Source organism: Prevotella veroralis DSM 19559 = JCM 6290 (assembly GCF_000377625.1).
In the GTDB taxonomy this organism is placed as follows: Bacteria; Bacteroidota; Bacteroidia; order Bacteroidales; family Bacteroidaceae; genus Prevotella; species Prevotella veroralis.
In genome coordinates this window covers 88,031-104,757 of record NZ_KB898328.1, presented here as the reverse complement: position 1 = coordinate 104,757, position 16,727 = coordinate 88,031, and the positions used below count along the sequence as shown (strand labels likewise).

Here is a 16,727-nt window from a genome sequence, read left to right as displayed (position 1 = left end):
GAATAGATTAATAAATGATTATTCGTTTTGAAACTCCGCCTGCTACTTGCACAAGGTACACGCCCTTGCCCCATGAAGCGGCGTTAACATCAGCCTCATCGCCCACACACTGCTGTGCATGAACAAGCTGTCCAGAGACGGTATAGACGCGCAGACCAAACTGCTTAGCCCCTGCGAGGAATACACGGAACGAACGCTCGCCGGTCATGGTGATGAGTGGTTCGGTCTTCTCAGCCACTGTCTTCACACCATCAATACCTGCTGCCATCTCATTCAACACCTCTTTTAAACCAGCATAAGCGTTGAACTTACCCGCACCCCACTGCACAGGATCGCCTGTATGGAGCACTTTATCGTCCTTAACGGCAGTCTTCTGGATGATACGGAACACATCCTTGTACTTCAATTTAGGATTAGCTTGAAGCCAAAGAGCAATGGAACCTGCGACAACAGGCGTTGCCATGGATGTACCCAACGTCTGCGCCCAGTAATAAGTCTTGTTCCCTTTCTTCAACTTTCCCTGTAGTCCGGCATCAGTAACACCATTGGCAGGGTCGTCAACGAAGTAGCCATTGTAAGAAGAGATGATAGCTGCTGCACCGGGAGCACATATATTAGGTAGGCTTCTGCCGTCAGCAATAGTGCCATAAGATGAGAATCGGGTGGCTTGTCCATCTGGATACTCATCAATACCATCCTTTACATTATAACCATAGACCCATCCGTCGAGACTGGGCCAGTGTTTACGGACATTGTAACTGCCCACGCTAATAACATTCTTGGCACATGCCATATCACTAATTGAGCCATTGCGCGAACCTTTATCGAACTTCTTTATATCATAGTTATCGAAGTAAACAAACTGTGCATCACCATAGGCATCAATGCGCTGACCGTCTTTCTTGCTCTTAAACAAGAGTCCGAGCTTGTAACGCCCATCCTTATTTGTGGTTTGATTGTCGCTGGTCAGGAACTGAACAAGAGCGTAGTAACGACCTGTTTCAGGGTCTTTCATTGACGCAAGACCGATATATCCGTCGAAAGCCTTTGCGAAAGTAACATCCGTGGAAGCACCATTAACGGCATAATCACCGCCTGATGAGATGGTGACGGGCTGACCGTTAGTATTGCTCTTAACGGTGAATCGCTTAGCGATAAAACCCGTTTGTCCATTGTAAATGATGACTTGCATCTCGAACTCGGTGGAGTCCTGACTATAAACAGCTACCTGTCCGTTGCGCAAGTTATAGTAAGTTTTACTCGTCATCTTAAACTCTCCCTCTGACATTGGGCGTATGAGGGTTTGCTTGATTTGCCCCGGTTTATCGAACTTAGCCGTATATGCCACAGGATAATTAGCCTCATTACCAGCTGCCACACAAATGATTACATCCTTACCACACTCTGCAAGGAACTTATTCATCACACTTGTAGAGTCGTGAGCACCAACGTTACTACCTAAAGAAAGGTTGATAACGCAAGGTTTAGGCTCTTTGCCAGACAGCTTCGCATAGTTGACAATGTCGTCAACACCCATTGCGATGAACATATCTTGCAAGTCGCCGCATGAAGCAACAAGCTCGGATTCGGGTGCGCAGCCGTAGAATGGATTCGGACCAACCACTTGCTTGGCTGTTTGGTCAGTCACTCTCTGAGCATAAGTGATGTTTCCTCTATAGCCACCAGCCATGATTCCAGTAGTATGCGTACCATGGAAACTCTTTTCAGAGTCGGTTGTGAAGTCCTTTTCTATCGAATAGGTCTCGGCCTTCTGTGCCATAGTGTCGAGCACAGCCTGTGGGTAATAATTCTGATAGAGGTAGCCTTCCTTTGTGGCTGATGACTTCGTGATCTTACTGATGTAACCGAAACGTGTGGTGCCATCAGACTTGAGGAAGTTGATATGGTTAGCCTCAATACTACCATCAACGATACCCGTCACAACGCCTTTACCAGTGTAAGCCTGTGGAAGGTCGAGCCCTTGATGAATCTTGTCGATGCCTATCTCCTTACGAACAACATCCATCTTCTGATACACGCGACGTGGGAGTTCAATGCGATGAACGCACTTCAGACTTGCAACACGCTCTACATCAGCAACAGGCAAAGAAACTATTGCGATGTTACCACGCACACGAAGCACCTTTACACCTTGTTCTTCGAGTTTCTGTAAGGCATCATCACCCTTAAACTCAACCATAGCCATGGTTCCTTTTGGCAACGATTTCTGGAACTCATAAGCACGAGTACGGGCATTGTAAGTCGGTATAGAGGTATTGCGCATACGCAACAACTCCATCTGACTCTGTAGGTCTAACTTGGACTGACCATGTGCAGTCCAAGCCAAACCGAGGCTTAAAACGGTTAATAAAAACTTTTTCATCAATTATTTGATTATAACTTTCTTACCATTGATAATATATATTCCACGTGGCAACTTGGTCTCATTTACACGTGTTCCATCCAAACGATAGACTTCGTTCTTACCGTTTGCTGATTGGCGAACAGCCTCTATTCCGGTTGGATCTCCCTTAATCTTAATCTCTAAGCGATCGCCATCCTGCAATGTAACCTCATACGCGGTGCTATTTTCATAAGCACTTTCAACCTTAGTGCCATTAAGTTTCACGAGCATCTTCTTGGCGTCTGCTCCATAGGCAGAGAAGCGGAATGGATTGTCTTCAGACATGAACATGAGGGTGTTCTCACCAGTTTGCATGGTAACTTTAGAGTGGTCGGCACGCTCGAAGTTGAAGCCATACGGACTTGCAGAAAGGTCATCAATAACAACGGTTGCCTTCTTATCTCTTACAATCTTAGAGGTCTTGATCTCAACAACCGAACCTTCAGAAAGGTTGAACTGATAGGATCCATCATAATTGGCAGACTGCTGTGCACCATTGATCTTGACGCTTTCAATCTTGCAATCAGCTGTCGGCTTTAATTCAAATTGTTTACTACGCTCGCCGAACTCAATGTTGTTTTCACCAGCAACAAGGCTGACTACCTTATTTTGATAGCTCTGTCCATGATAGAGAATGGCATTAGCTGGATTGTCGATAGACACTTTGGCGTGAAGCATAGCATACTTATGTGACTTCACATCAATGGTGGTTTCGCCTGTAACGAGATAATCATAAGAGATACCATAGATGGTTATCTTCTTACCATTTATCTTGAGTTCGTCCAGAGCGAAGTCCTTGGTATTGAAGTTTAAACTAATTTTCTTGCCTGCTTTCACTGTGAAGTTGCCAGCAAGGAAATTGCTAACAGCCTGTCCATCAACCATCACACTGGCGATTACTCCCTTAGCTGCTTCATCGGAAAAAGCGAACTTTACGGGGCAATCAACATCTGGATAGTTGGCTTGAACATCGATAACTGTGTTAGAGGTAAGTGGTAGCCTGTATTCACCATCACTGCCTTGAACGTCCCTACCATCCTGTGTCACCTTATATATAGGTGCTCCGCCATAGTTCGCGGAACCAAGGATAAGGGTGTTCTCTGTGCCATTTATAAACTTAACAGTATTATTACCATTTTGCAGAGAAAGGGGAGATTGGGTTTCTTGTAAGCTCGCACGAACCTTCGAAGCATCGTCTACCTTCAACGTAAAGGATGCGTCGCGATAATCGTCCAACACGCCTGACTCCACTTCAAAAAGTGCACCTGCATCAAGGTTAGAAACATATACAGCACAGCTCTTATAATTGCTGATAGCCTGGTCAACAGGCTCTTCACCAAGTTTACTCTTCGTCACTCCTAAAAGGATACAGCCCTGTTTTGCCTCAATCTGAATCGATCCATACTGTGGCACCTTCACGGTATTGTCTCCATTAACTAAGGTCAGTGGCTGACCATAGTTGACGCGTACTGCCACATGATTAACATTATCGACTTTAACAGTTACAGCCGTCTCTTTATTGTCCCCACCCTGGGCAAAGACGTTGGCAGACAATAGCAGAATGACTGCCAACAGCATAATAGAGTATAATTTCCTCATACTTTTAAGGGTTTTGGTTATTAATTGTTCTTCTTTGATCGATTTCCTCTTATGTTACTAAGTGGCTTTTCGATAAATATTCATTGATTCAATATAGGTAAGAATCATAGCAAGAAGAGGCACATTGCACCTTGGCAACGTACCTCTTCACCGCTATTTATCTATGAATATCATATTTTATTCATTTAAGTTCATACCTAATTAAAGTTCACAAGCCGTAATCCTTTATCGAAGACGAGCTTGTAGGAAGGATCCAAAGTAGATGTTAATGTCAACTTCGTTGGGCTCTTCGGATCATCAAGCGATACCTCGTAGGTTGTTTCAAGCCCATTCAGTTTGAAGCGAACGAGTGCATCTTCAAAGCTAAGATATTGCTTAAAGATTGGGTAGTTATTGTTAGCAGCACCGCTCAACCCAGCATTCTTTGCTTCATTAGGACCTAAGAAGAGAACGTGGTTATCATCTATTTTCTCGTAATCATAGACTACTCGACCTCCAAACTGACCATACACAGCACCAATAGAGAACACATCATCACCATCATAAGTACCTATAAACAGGCTTCGAAGAGGATACTTATTACCAGAAACAGCCTTTGCATAAGTATTAACAGTCTTCCATACAGTTACAGTCTGGGAGTTTGTTTCAGTCAAGTTGACTGTCCATAGACCCGAAATGAGGGCTTCAACAGGTGAAGGATAGTATGGCAAGAGCTTGACGGTATTGTCGTTTTTGTCTGCCCACTTGTCATCTTCAGAGTAAGTGAAGTTTCTTACGATCTTATCATGCACTTTCTTTGGTGCAAGCAAGTCCATTCCTTTATCGGTGTAAACGAATGGGAGGTCGATAACAACACCGTTTGTATCGGTTGCCGCAATAACATTATAATCGGTCTTAACGGCTTTCAAGGTGTCATTCCCCAGCACGAGACGATAGTGATCAGTGGTCATCAACGTCTTCATATAGCGTGCATCAGCAACATAATCATCCCATGTCTTATTCTCCGGCATAGGTGTCATGACAATGCGAGCACCTCCCTTCTTACCTTGCAGAACCACACTATCCTTCGAGCAAGACAACACACGGAACTCAAAGTCGCCTTCGAAGCCCTTACCAGCCTGCCCTACTTGTGCGCCATCGAGCTTTCCTACAGGGTCAGAAAACTTGTGGAAGGCTTTGTTGAAAGTATCGAATGAGAGTTGAACACCCTGTGACTGGCTTACACGATAATGTGATTCAGCTTCCGCCTGTTCGGTCTCTTCCATCACTTTCACATTCTCCGTCGCATCGAACTTACAGAACACATTGTATCCGCCATACTGCTCTGCACCATAATAGGTCATCCTCCATCCGTTAGGAGCAGAGGTCAGAATCTCCTTTGTGTTACTGATTGATTCAGCTATACGATTCGCTGAAGACTTGTCAAAGACACTATCCACTTCTGGTGTACAAGCACCTAAAAGCAGGATTGATGTCAGTACAAGTAACATACTAAATAACTTCTTCATAATCTAACTCTCTTAATTTAATGTTTCCAAATCCAGGCTACTTATCTCGCTCTCACGCTTCAATACGATCTTATGTAACTTATCGATATCAACGCCCCAAGAGTCCATTAGGTAGCTGCGAATCAGTGACAACTTAGCGAGAATAGCTTTCTTTCCGTCTTCCTTACCACCTGCGGCGGTAACAGCCTGCGCCAGTCTCTTCTGCCACATCTCGTCTGTGTCGGTCACATAACACGCGAATACCTCGGCAAAGTCCTCGTTGTATTCACTGCTGGCATAGCCTGTTACGAATCCTTCAGCACCTGAATTTATATCTTTCACATTGACCCAGTCGGATGAATGGTACTTACCCTGAGAGATCGTACGGAAGTCTGTTGAATAGTTCTTGAGCTGCGTTAGAATGTGAGCAAACTCATGGTGCATAGTGTGGAAGTATGCAAAATTCAAGTCAAAGACGCCTGATGTATTATAAGGGTCATGTTCCTCGATGTAGAGGTTATTGAAGTCGAGGTTGTTAACTTGGAACAGATTCACACGTACACCACCCTCTGCAAAACCCAAGGTAATTGACCCCTGACCATTGTATTGGGCGGATCCTACAAGCTGAAACTCACGGAAACAATGCTCTTTCAAGAACTTCGGTCCCATCAACTCAGTGTATGCGTCCAACCAAACATGCTTGATGATCTTTGCCAAAGCGATAGAACGTTTCAGCTCAGCAGGCGTCACGTTATAGCCAAGGTTGGTGTTCTGGTCAACGTACTTATAATTAAATTTGATGTTGTAAGGCTCGGTGTAATTCTTATACAACCACTTATCAAAATCGTTCTGACGCTCCGTTGACTTCGTTGGGAATATTGAATTTCCCTTATCGACATCATCATTTGAGCAAGCCGCAGCCGTTAGTACGAGTACAGCTGCTATAAGCATTAACTTTATATTCTTCATATTTTATTACCTCCTTCACCGTTTAGTTACGTGGATTAGCTTGTAGTCCACTGTTGATAACATCGGATGGCAACTGTATAGCACCACGTAGATCGCCAGCCACGAAATAGAGCGGATCTTCACCATCTATGCGGTGGGTGATTTCAATGCCATAGCGTTTAATATCCTGGAAACGCAATCCTTGTTGCCAAGTCTCTATACGACGCATCTGCAAGAGGGCGTAAAGCATATTGGTCTGTGTGCCTGTCTCAACACTAAAGCCTTGTGGATGTAATGGCTTCTTGATACCCATCTGTGCATCCAGCATCACCTTTGCAGGAACTGTTGGAAGCCCATTAAAGAAACTGTTGATTGATGCCTCGGTCAGAGTAGGACGTGTGGCAGAACCTGCGGTCTCCTCTGTGTGTGATACAACCCACGCATTCATATCCGCCAAAGCAGCTGTGTAATTCTTCAACAAGATCTCTGCCTCTGCACGTACCAATAGGGTTTCATCAGCCGTAAACACGGCATCCAAGCTATGAATATAGCCTGCCGTCTTAGCTGCATTGGTGTACTGTATCTCGGACATAATCTTTGGGAAGAACGTAAGCTGTGTATTACCATAGAGCATACGAGCCTGATACAGCGTGTTATTCTGTGAACCTTTACCCCATGGCATAGGTGCCCAGAAGAGTTCTTTTGCTATCACTTGCTGTGCAAAGTTAAAGCGGAGTGCACCTGTACTAATCAACCGTCCCAATGAAGAGTAAGCTGTTTGAAGCATGTAATTAGCCTTCTCACTTGAACTAATGTAGGCATTGTGGATATCTATCGAACCACTGAGTGTCTTATAATGTGGCCAGTTTCGCAAGTCAGCTGATGGAGCAGAACCCAACGACTTAGTAGCATAATCGATTGCTTTCTGCCATTGTCCATAATAGAGGTTGAAGCGAGCTGCGAAGGCATAAGCCGCACGACTGTTGAAGTGATACTTAGGAGCTGTCAAGTAACTATCGTCCAGTAACGGCAGAGCTTCTTCAATGTCTGCATTGATATTCTCGTATAGTTGCTTCAGAGTTCCACGTTCGTTAACAGATACTCCGGGCTCTTTTGGATAAGGAAGACCTAAGTATTGGTTGGCTTTCGTACCATCGTATGCCATACAGAAGATGTTTGAAAGGCGGAACATTGTCCATGCTCTGCACAGCAAGGCTTCAGCACGTACTGGTGAAGGATCGCGATCTTTCACCTTACTAAGGCTTGCTAACACCTCGTTGGCATGCCCTACTGCGAGGTAAGAATTATTCCACACGCTGCGTGGATCATCATTATCTGTAGTCGTAACAGGCTTCCAGCGATAGACTTCACTTTGGTTAGTATTGTACATGAATGTCTTGCCATTGTCCATGACGTTATCGCTACTCCACTCCATTAGGAAGTCTGGTGACCCCTCTGCATAGGCTGAAGCTACGAGCTTCTTAGCTTTCTCAAAGGTGTTAACCTCTGCTCGATCGTCAGGCAATTTATCGAGGAAGTCGTTGCAAGAGGATAGGGCAATGAGCCCTAATCCAGCAAGCAGTATATTTAAATTCTTCATGTTCTTGTCTATAATATAATAATGTGTTAGATGCCAAGACGCAATGTCAAGGTGAACTGGCGAGGTGTTGGAAGAGCCACACCGCCGGCATTCATAAACTCTGGATCTTGTCCGTTGAGCTTCTTATCAGTGTAGATAAGGAAGAGGTTGGTTGCTTGGAGCTTCAGACTGAGCGCACTCAATGACAAGTGACGAATCAGTTGTACAGGGAAATCATACGACAGTGAAATCTCTTTCATACGGATGAAGTCGCCCTTTGCAATACGCTCGTTCGAATAGTTATAAGCGTTATAAGCACGAATGAGGTAACCATCCTGCTGTTGTGTACGTAGGTCGGCAATAGCAGGGATAGTGGTTTTCTCTTCATCACCAGCCTTTGTCCAACGGTTGCGGAACTCCTTAGGCATAGCCAACATGTCACTATAGCCTGTGCTAAAGAACGGATCCAAACGAACCTTGTTACCAAACGCATAGGTCATAAAGAGGCTCAAGTGCCAACCCTTATAACTAAAGGTATTATTCAAAGAACCGGTAATGGTTGGATCAGTTGGACCTTCATACTTCAAGTGACTAAGGTCGTAACTTTGGAAGTCAACGTTACTTGTGGTCAATTTACCATCTTGATTGATTACCTGAGGGATACCGTTTTTATTCAAGCCTTTGAAGTCGAAGGAGAAAAGGGCACGATAAGGATAACCCACCATAGTAAATCCTGTACCTGAAACCATCGACATAATGCGTGAACGACTATCGAGTGATGTAACCTCAGTCTTTACGTGTGAGAAGATGAAGTCGGTGCTCCATTGGAAGTTCTTCTTCAATATGTTCTTGCTCGAAATAGAAAGTTCTTCACCATGAGACTTCATAGATGCAACGTTAGCATACTCTATGATCGAACCTTTCGTACCATTGGTTGTACGTGGACCAATGAGGTCGTAGTTGTTACGAGTGTACCAGTCGAAGACTACATTCAAGCGGTTATTGAAGAAACCAAGGTCTGCACCAATGTTAAACTCATGCTTCTTCTCATAGGTCAGATCCTTATTTGCGAACTGACTGATATATAAACCTGACTCCTGATCGACTGCGAATGGACGCCAGATGTTGGTACTGCGGATAATTACCTGTGAGTTGGTAATAGCTGGCTTATCACCTGTCAATGAGTAAGATGCACGAAGAGTAGCGTGAGTCAAAGAGTTCTTGAATGTCTGTTGGAACCATGGCTCCTCATGTACATTCCATACTCCTGATACGTTCCAAGTAGGCAACCAACGTGCAGAACGTGCCTTACCCAATCGGTTACTACCCTCGTAACGGGTGGTGAAGTTAGCTGCATAGCGTCCTTTCCACGAGTAGTTAGCTGTACCGAAGAATGAAACATCACGCATATAGCTGTTGCTCAACTGGTAATAGAGGTTACCGTCTTCCACAGCCTGCTTGAAGTAATGGTAGTCGTAACTGGGAAGATAACCCATATCATACTGCATGCCGACACCGTCGTAAGCACTTTGTTTACGAACAATGTTGTTGACTTCCATACCACCATATAGGTTTACGATGTGACGATCATTAAAGACATCATTGTAACTGGCCGTTGCACGGAAGTCCCAACTGTTCATCTTGTACTTTTTCTCATTGTAGAAACCACCCTGAGGAAGCACAGAGTACTTCAGAGAGTTAGGTAGGTCAGGGTCTTGATAGAGCCATGGATTGTTGTCACGGATAGTGGCATCGTCCATAGCACGATAAGCCATTGCCATATTAGAACGCTCGCGAACCTGTGAAGCCTGCGTCGTTGTAGAGAACTTATAAGCACCGAGTACGGCAAGTGTAAGTTTGCTGATAGGCTTATACTTCAGTTCGGCTTGCACCTTCATATCGAGCACATCAAAGTCAATGAAGTTATTGGCTAACTCGTTATGAATGTTGAATGGAGCATAATTACGTATGTAAGAAGCATTCGGATCCAATGCGCGTGAAGCATTCATTGCGTATGAGAACGGGTTGATATCGAAGTTTCGACTCACTGCACCAGACGTTGGGTCGACCTCTTGATTGAATGATCCTGGGGCGCGTTGCTTACGATATGAGGTGTTACCAATTAGGTTTAACGACACCTTCTTATTGATGTTGTAGTTCGCATTGATTGAGTATGTCATACGTCTAACCTTGCTCTGCTCGGTCCATCCCGGGTCATCCATGAATGAGAACGAGGTGTAGTATTGAGCCTTGTCAGTACCTGAAGACATAGAGATGGAGTGGTTCATTGAAACCGAGTTAGTAAACAACTCGTCAAACCAGTTAGTGTTTCTCATCTCTGCCTCACGCAGGTAACCATTCATAGCTTCCTCTGTGTTGGCAAGACCAAACTTACCCGTGCTCTCGTTGTAGCTGTTGATGAGCTTGTACATCTTACCATAGATACCACTTGTGGCAGCACGAAGTGTACGAGAGAAGGAGAACAATCCGTCCGCAGCCATCTCTTTGTAAACACCCATCTGCTCCTGTGAGTTCATGATATTAAACTGTGAGTAACTTGGACGAAGACGCATTGTGTACTCGCCAGTGTAGCTTATTCGGTTACTTCCTGATTTACCTTTTTTGGTCGTAACTACGATGACGCCACCCATTGCACGTGCACCATATATAGAGGTGGCAGAACCATCCTTCAATATCTGGAAGCTCTCAATGTCATCTGCATTGAGTCCTGCAATAGCCGAAGAAATCAATGTTGCAGCATCACCTGATGATAGGTTGTCGGCATTCACCTCAGCTACATCATCCATGATAACGCCATCTACAACCCAAAGAGGTTTAGAAGATCCATAGATAGAAGTGGCACCACGCACACGAATCTTCGGTGCCGTACCAAAGGTACCAGACACGTTTTGAACGCTGACACCTGCTGCACGACCTTCCAAAGAGCGACTCACATCAGCCACACCATCGAGTTTTGCCTTCGATGCATCAATCTTTGTAGCTGCACCAGAGAACAATCTCTTGTCCTGTTGGGTCATACCTGTAACGACAACCTCCGTGAGTTGGTGGTTATCATTAGCCAAGGTGACCTTCATACCATCCTTAGGTGTGACGGTCTGAGTGGTCATTCCAATGTAACTAACTACGAGTTTCTTGCCTGCAGGAACGTCAAGTGAGAACTTACCATCTATATCGGTAACAGTTCCAGTCGTCGTACCCTGTACCATGACAGAGGCTCCGATGACAGCTTGACCATCGTCCTGAGAAACTACGGTTCCATTGATTCTTGTCTGACCAAAGGCTGTTCCGATGGACAGCAATAGTCCAAACAAAAATAAAGCGAATCTTCTTTCCATAGATCTCTTTTGTTTAACTAAATTTATATTATGATACTTTGCTTTCATTATGTCAAATCAGCTCGAATGCTGAAAATAGCCTTTTGAGAACCATCTAACGGTTGTCACTATTGGAGGCTTCACCTTATTATATATGTCACCAGTAACAATTCGTTATGTTTTGATACTTTTAAACTTGAACACAATCACTGGTCACAAATTTAGGAAATATTTAATTTAGATGCAAGAGATTCACATAAAAAATTACAATTGGCATGTACTTTTGTTTAAAACGTTTATATTTATAACTTAATAATGTGCCTTTACCTCAATTTTATGCGCTTTTTAGAATCAAAGGGTGTACGCCTTACAAGTTTCAAATCGTAACTTCTCTGTCAGAGCAAAGGCTCTTCTTTAATTCAAAATTCATAATTCAAAATTCAAAATTAAAGCCTCCCCAAGCCCCTCCGAAGGAGGGGATGTCCTCCCTAAAGGTCTTGCTTAACTTCTAAAGTGTGGTTGGTAGGAGTAGACAAGTTGATAGTTGACGAGTAGACGAGTTGTTTGTTCTGTGGAAAATAACACTATCTACTCCCCTCTCCATTCGGAGAGGGGTTGGGGGTGAGGCTCCTCTTAACACGGAATACACGGATGGCACGAAGCCGCAAGGCGACACAGAGTTCCTTACGGAACATGGGATTCCACAGAAGCTGACGCCCACGTGTAATGCAAAATGCAAAATGCATAATTCAAAATTATGATTACTTCTGTTTGATGTAAGAGTTTGCTAAAATGTTATGTGTCATATAGTTTCAGTGTAACGAGGTAACACCTCGCTAACAAGAACATCCAAAACAAAAACAAGGAACGCCCTTCTCAATTTGAAGAGGGCGTTTCCTTGCAATGAAGAGGGCGTCTCTTCGATGTGAAGAAACGCCCTCTTTGTTTGTAAATAATACTATCTACTCCCCTCTCCATTCGGAGAGGGGGCGGGGGTGAGGCTGTTTTTCCTCCTTTTGAGGGACTTGGGGAGGCTTTCTGGGGGATTGGATGAAACTGTTCCCACACTCTTTAGTCTCGGCATAGACCATCATTAGTAATCAAATTATTAGACTTTATTCCGACTATGTATCATCTTGATACTTAAAGGATTACACTGCTAACTGCCGACAAAATAGTAAGTTTCGACCGACCAAAGGGGAACTTCGAGCCGACAAATAGGTAGACTCTCTGCGACAAAATGGGAACTTATTTTAAACGAAAGCGACTGAAAGGGAAGAAGAGTGCGACAAATTAGTAGGTTGAAACGCTTTCCTTTCCGTTTTCTTTATGTTTTCTTGATTATTCAGAACTTTTCCCTTGATTTCGATCTACTTTCTTCTCTTTTTAAGGTGTTTGTCTTTAATAATGGACTTGTGTAACTATCACGTTATCAAAGACCTACATTTATGTGCGACAGATTAGTAAGTTTTTATAGTACAAAGCCTCCGCTATTATGCGACAAATGTGGAGTTTGTTGAAAACAATTAAACTTTACACTTTTTTGTCGCCGTTTATATAAATATATAATAGCACGTTTATGTTTGAAAACAGAGGAACCGTTGGACAGAGTAAGGGGTTAGAAGAGACAGAGTAACATAAGAACAGGAGCCTTATCCGACCTCAGAAGAAGCCCCAACCGACCTCCTCAAAAGGGGAGGAGACCTATTTGCTAAGGTGAAAACAAAGGTTTGGGAAACAGTAGCTAATGGGTTTGAAAAGGTAAAACTAAAGGCTTGAGAAACAGTAGCTAATGGACTTGAAAAGGTGAAAACAAAGGTTTGCAAAATGGTAAACAATGATTTTCAAGATAACAGTTAATGGCTTGCCAGATTACAGCTAACAGGTTTATAAGATTACAGCCGGCGAACAATACACACTTGATTGTCCGCCAGCTGCGTTACAGGAATGGGCTGATTACATACAAGATGATACGCCCAGTGAAGTTGCAATAGCCGTGATGATGGTCACAGCCAATTGGAGAATTGTTCTCCATGTTGATGGTTTGATCATAATTGAAAAGTGTTAATAGTGAATAAACGAAACTTACTCTCTGTCGGTTGCAAGGTCAAATGATTAGCTTTCTACTACTGGACCCGCATGCTCAGAACCGCCCGGAGTGCCGGAGCCGCCGTCCTTCTTGCCCGCTTTCTTCTTAGCAGAACCCTTTAAGATGAGCGCCTCCTGCATCTTCAAACCATTCAGTAAAAGCGGTGTGCGACGGCGGTCTGCACCCACGTTAACGGCTGGCGTGAAGATAACATGCGGACGACTGATGTGCTTCTGGACATTGAAATCCTTGATGTTCTTCACCCCCTGAGAGTGAATCCCTACTCGGAATATTCCCAAACTGTCGAGTTTCACACGCTTACCCTCACGCAGGGCGTAGTTCATCTCGACCACAAGTGCGGTGATAACAGCCAACACGTCCGACTCAGTCACCGTACAGGTGTTGTTGATGCGAGTGGCTAACTCCTTCATTCCCACAAGGTCGGGAGAGTAAGCGCGGGCGTACCATGCCCCCTTGTTCTTACTGTTCTTACGATTGTCCTGGTACATTCGATACTTAATTGCCATAGTTTTTAAGATTTAAAAAGTGAATAATTAATGATGTAAAAAACAAATGATTGAAAATGTAAATATATATAAAGATAATACTATAAAAGTGTAGTTTTGATTCATAATGGGCCTTATCTCTTATCGATCAATTCGTGCCTGTTCTTGCCAGAACGTTTGTAACTAACATGAATCCAACGCTTTATAGGGGCGTTGATAGGCTCTAAGATGAGTTGATCGAAGTCGGTTTTGAGCAATATTCGGGTGTATTTATCCAACATATCACGCGTTGTGATATGGATATCAGCAGCCTCGCCACGCAGATGCTGAGAGTTAGCTACACCGCCAACAGCGTCATTAAGCTGTTTACAACGGAATCCGCTTGTGATGATCACGCGTCCCACTTGTTGGCGGAGAGGCTCTAACACATTCATTGCCAATGCCTTCATATTCTCAACAACCTCCGTATAAGAAGATTCAAAAGGGCTTGCTTTCTCACTCGGAACATTATCTATTTGGAGCAGTATAGCGCGTCCTGATCGCAACATCTCACCGAGTGTAAAGTGAGGGGAAAGGTGTTGATTGAAGTCAACAAAGGTTGGAGTTCGAATTTTATTATTCATATACTTATATATTTATATTATAACTTGTTTATATGTCCAGATGCTTTCTGAACACATTGCAAAGGTACTATTTCGAGCAAGCAAAAGCAAGGAAGAAGTGCATAGTGATGTTGGTAGAGAGTGTGGAGAGGGCTTTTAAAACCTTCCCCAACCCCTTCCAAGGAGGGGGAGTACCTAACAGGAGTTAGTTAGGAAAGGCTCTTCTTTAATTCAAAATTCAAAGTTCATAATTCAAAATTATGATTACTTCGAGTGGACGAGTTGACAAGTTGACGAGTAGACAGGTTATTTGTTCTTTGGAATAGAGCACCACTATGTAGGGACAGACGCCCTCGTCTGTCCGCTCCAATATTCCACCTTACATTACAAGCAGCCTCCCTTATTCGGACAGACGAGGGCGTCTGTCCCTACTTTGAAGCAGACTCTTCAATCAACGAGAGGGACTTACTGCAATTTAAAATTCAAAGTTCATAATTCAAAATTATGATTACTTCGAGTGGACGAGTTGACAAGTTGACGAGTAGACAGGTTATTTGTTCTTTGGAATAGAGCACCACTATGTAGGGACAGACGCCCTCGTCTGTCCGCTCCAATATTCCACCTTACATTACAAGCAGCCTCCCTTATGCGGACAGACGAGAGCGTCTGTCCCTACAGATTGGTATTATCATTAATTAAAGGAACGCCCTTCTCCATTTGAAGAGGGCGTTTCCTTGCAATGAAAAGGGCGTCTCTTTGTTTCTGCTCTTTTGCTCTTTGCGAACGAAACTCTGCCTCGTTACACACCGCACGACCCTCATTCGTAAAAGAAAATACACATACCAATATAGATAAAAAAGGGCATTATAAAGAAAAAAGAAGTCCATTTATAGACGTCTATATTATGCTTTTTACGAACAATAAAGTGTTTATATTTTTCATAATAAACACTCCGTTGTTCTTTACCAGTACTCTCCTCTGATCTGCTCCGCCTTTTTCTCTATTTGTCCTAACATGTCACAATCGCCAAGACAAGGCTCTCATTTCAAAATAAAGGTTAAAGTTTGGGGTATAGAGGCAAGTTTCCTGCGTAAGTGTATTGGTATTCAAAAGAAAAACACTACCTTTGCATCAAGTTTTTTTAGTGGTTAATTTAGTTTTAGTATTTAAACCTTGGGTGATGTGAATCAGTCAAGGTTTTTTAGTATATAGGGTTTTTTCCTCTAAAAAAGAGGCTTATTTACACCCTAATTTATAAACATAATTCGCAAACGATACACTTGCTTTAAATCAAGTAATCGTTTAAGATCTCAATAAAAAAGTATGAAAATGAAATATGTAAACGACGGGGTGCGTCGCCAGGATCGCCTGATGGACGAGGAGCGGGCACTTGAGTTATTAAGAGAAGGTGAATATGGTGTGTTGAGCATGGTGGCTGACAACGCCGGTTATGGCATCCCCGTCAACTTCGTTTGGGATGGTGATCACAGTGTGTATATCCATTGTGCGCCAGCCGGAAGGAAGTTGGAAGCGATTGAAAAGAACCCTAATGTATCGTTATGTATCATTGGTAACGTCCACTTGTTGCCGCGTAACTTCACCACAGAATACGAGAGTGCGATCTTCTTCGGACGGGCTCGTGTACATCTGTCGGACGAAGAGAAGATGCACGCTCTACACCTTCTTATCAATAAATTATCGGCAGACTTCAAGGAAATTGGCGATAAATACGCCCACAAGAGTTTCCATCGTGTGGAGATAATACGCATCGACTTCACCGAATTTAGTGGTAAGAGAAAGAAGGTGCATACGGCAGATTAGAGCCGCCCCAGCCGCCCCAAAGGGGAGAGAAGGAGCCTCACCCCCGCCCTATCTACAGCCTCTCCCTCAACCCATCTACAGCCTCACCCCCGCCCCCTCTCCGAATGGAGAGGGGAGTGAATAGTGCTGTTTGCATAAGAGGGGGTGGTGGGTTGGTGTATAACGAGACTGTACCTCGTTAGCTGGAATAGCAGGAGCAAGAACAAGGAGATGCCTTCGTCAAAAGGAAGAGGGCGTCTCCTTGCAATAAAAAGGGCGTCTCTTCACATCGAAGAAACGCCCTCTTTGTTTGCTAATAGTAGTATTTACTCCCCTCTCCATTCGGAGAGGGGGCGGGGGTGAGGCTTTTCTTTCCCC

Annotated in this window: 11 protein-coding genes; 1 reads left to right on the top strand and 10 read right to left on the bottom strand. The window is 43.8% G+C overall.

Going from position 1 to position 16,727, the window contains the following annotated elements; genetic code table 11:
- Nucleotides 1-7: 7 nt before the first annotated feature.
- The 10 genes from D464_RS0105260 to D464_RS0105225 all read right to left on the bottom strand — a co-directional run bounded on the left by D464_RS0105260 (nucleotide 8) and on the right by D464_RS0105225 (nucleotide 14,570).
- On the bottom strand, nucleotides 8-2,383 hold the full coding sequence (locus D464_RS0105260) for a S8 family peptidase (protein ID WP_018910469.1): 2,376 nt from the start codon (nucleotides 2,381-2,383) through the stop codon (nucleotides 8-10).
- Between the two features lie 3 nt (nucleotides 2,384-2,386).
- A complete protein-coding gene (locus tag D464_RS0105255) occupies nucleotides 2,387-4,003 on the bottom strand; it encodes a hypothetical protein (protein ID WP_026284643.1) in 1,617 nt (538 codons plus the stop codon).
- A 197-nt stretch (nucleotides 4,004-4,200) separates the two neighbouring features.
- A complete protein-coding gene (locus D464_RS0105250) occupies nucleotides 4,201-5,511 on the bottom strand; it encodes a DUF4302 domain-containing protein (protein WP_018910467.1) in 1,311 nt (436 codons plus the stop codon).
- A 12-nt stretch (nucleotides 5,512-5,523) separates the two neighbouring features.
- Nucleotides 5,524-6,459, bottom strand: coding sequence for a zinc-binding metallopeptidase (locus D464_RS0105245; protein WP_004381677.1), 936 nt, complete (start codon nucleotides 6,457-6,459; stop codon nucleotides 5,524-5,526).
- Between the two features lie 22 nt (nucleotides 6,460-6,481).
- Nucleotides 6,482-8,038, bottom strand: a complete 1,557-nt coding sequence (locus tag D464_RS0105240; protein ID WP_018910466.1) for a RagB/SusD family nutrient uptake outer membrane protein — start codon at nucleotides 8,036-8,038, stop codon at nucleotides 6,482-6,484.
- A gap of 26 nt (nucleotides 8,039-8,064) precedes the next feature.
- Nucleotides 8,065-11,373 (bottom strand): SusC/RagA family TonB-linked outer membrane protein, encoded by a 3,309-nt coding sequence (locus D464_RS0105235; RefSeq protein WP_024985950.1) that lies wholly within the window; start codon nucleotides 11,371-11,373, stop codon nucleotides 8,065-8,067.
- Between the two features lie 563 nt (nucleotides 11,374-11,936).
- On the bottom strand, nucleotides 11,937-12,098 hold the full coding sequence (locus D464_RS13625; RefSeq protein WP_154649583.1) for a hypothetical protein: 162 nt from the start codon (nucleotides 12,096-12,098) through the stop codon (nucleotides 11,937-11,939).
- A gap of 1,210 nt (nucleotides 12,099-13,308) precedes the next feature.
- A complete protein-coding gene (locus D464_RS13620; protein ID WP_262502528.1) occupies nucleotides 13,309-13,404 on the bottom strand; it encodes a smalltalk protein in 96 nt (31 codons plus the stop codon).
- A gap of 63 nt (nucleotides 13,405-13,467) precedes the next feature.
- Nucleotides 13,468-13,968, bottom strand: coding sequence for an HU family DNA-binding protein (locus D464_RS12520; RefSeq protein WP_018910464.1), 501 nt, complete (start codon nucleotides 13,966-13,968; stop codon nucleotides 13,468-13,470).
- A gap of 113 nt (nucleotides 13,969-14,081) precedes the next feature.
- Entirely contained in the window at nucleotides 14,082-14,570 is a 489-nt protein-coding gene (locus D464_RS0105225; RefSeq protein WP_018910463.1) for a D-Ala-D-Ala carboxypeptidase family metallohydrolase, read from the bottom strand.
- Nucleotides 14,571-15,878: 1,308 nt separating this feature from the next.
- On the opposite strand from D464_RS0105225, the gene D464_RS0105220 reads away from it, so the two are divergent.
- Nucleotides 15,879-16,370, top strand: coding sequence for a pyridoxamine 5'-phosphate oxidase family protein (locus tag D464_RS0105220; protein ID WP_208854297.1), 492 nt, complete (start codon nucleotides 15,879-15,881; stop codon nucleotides 16,368-16,370).
- Nucleotides 16,371-16,727 lie beyond the last annotated feature (357 nt).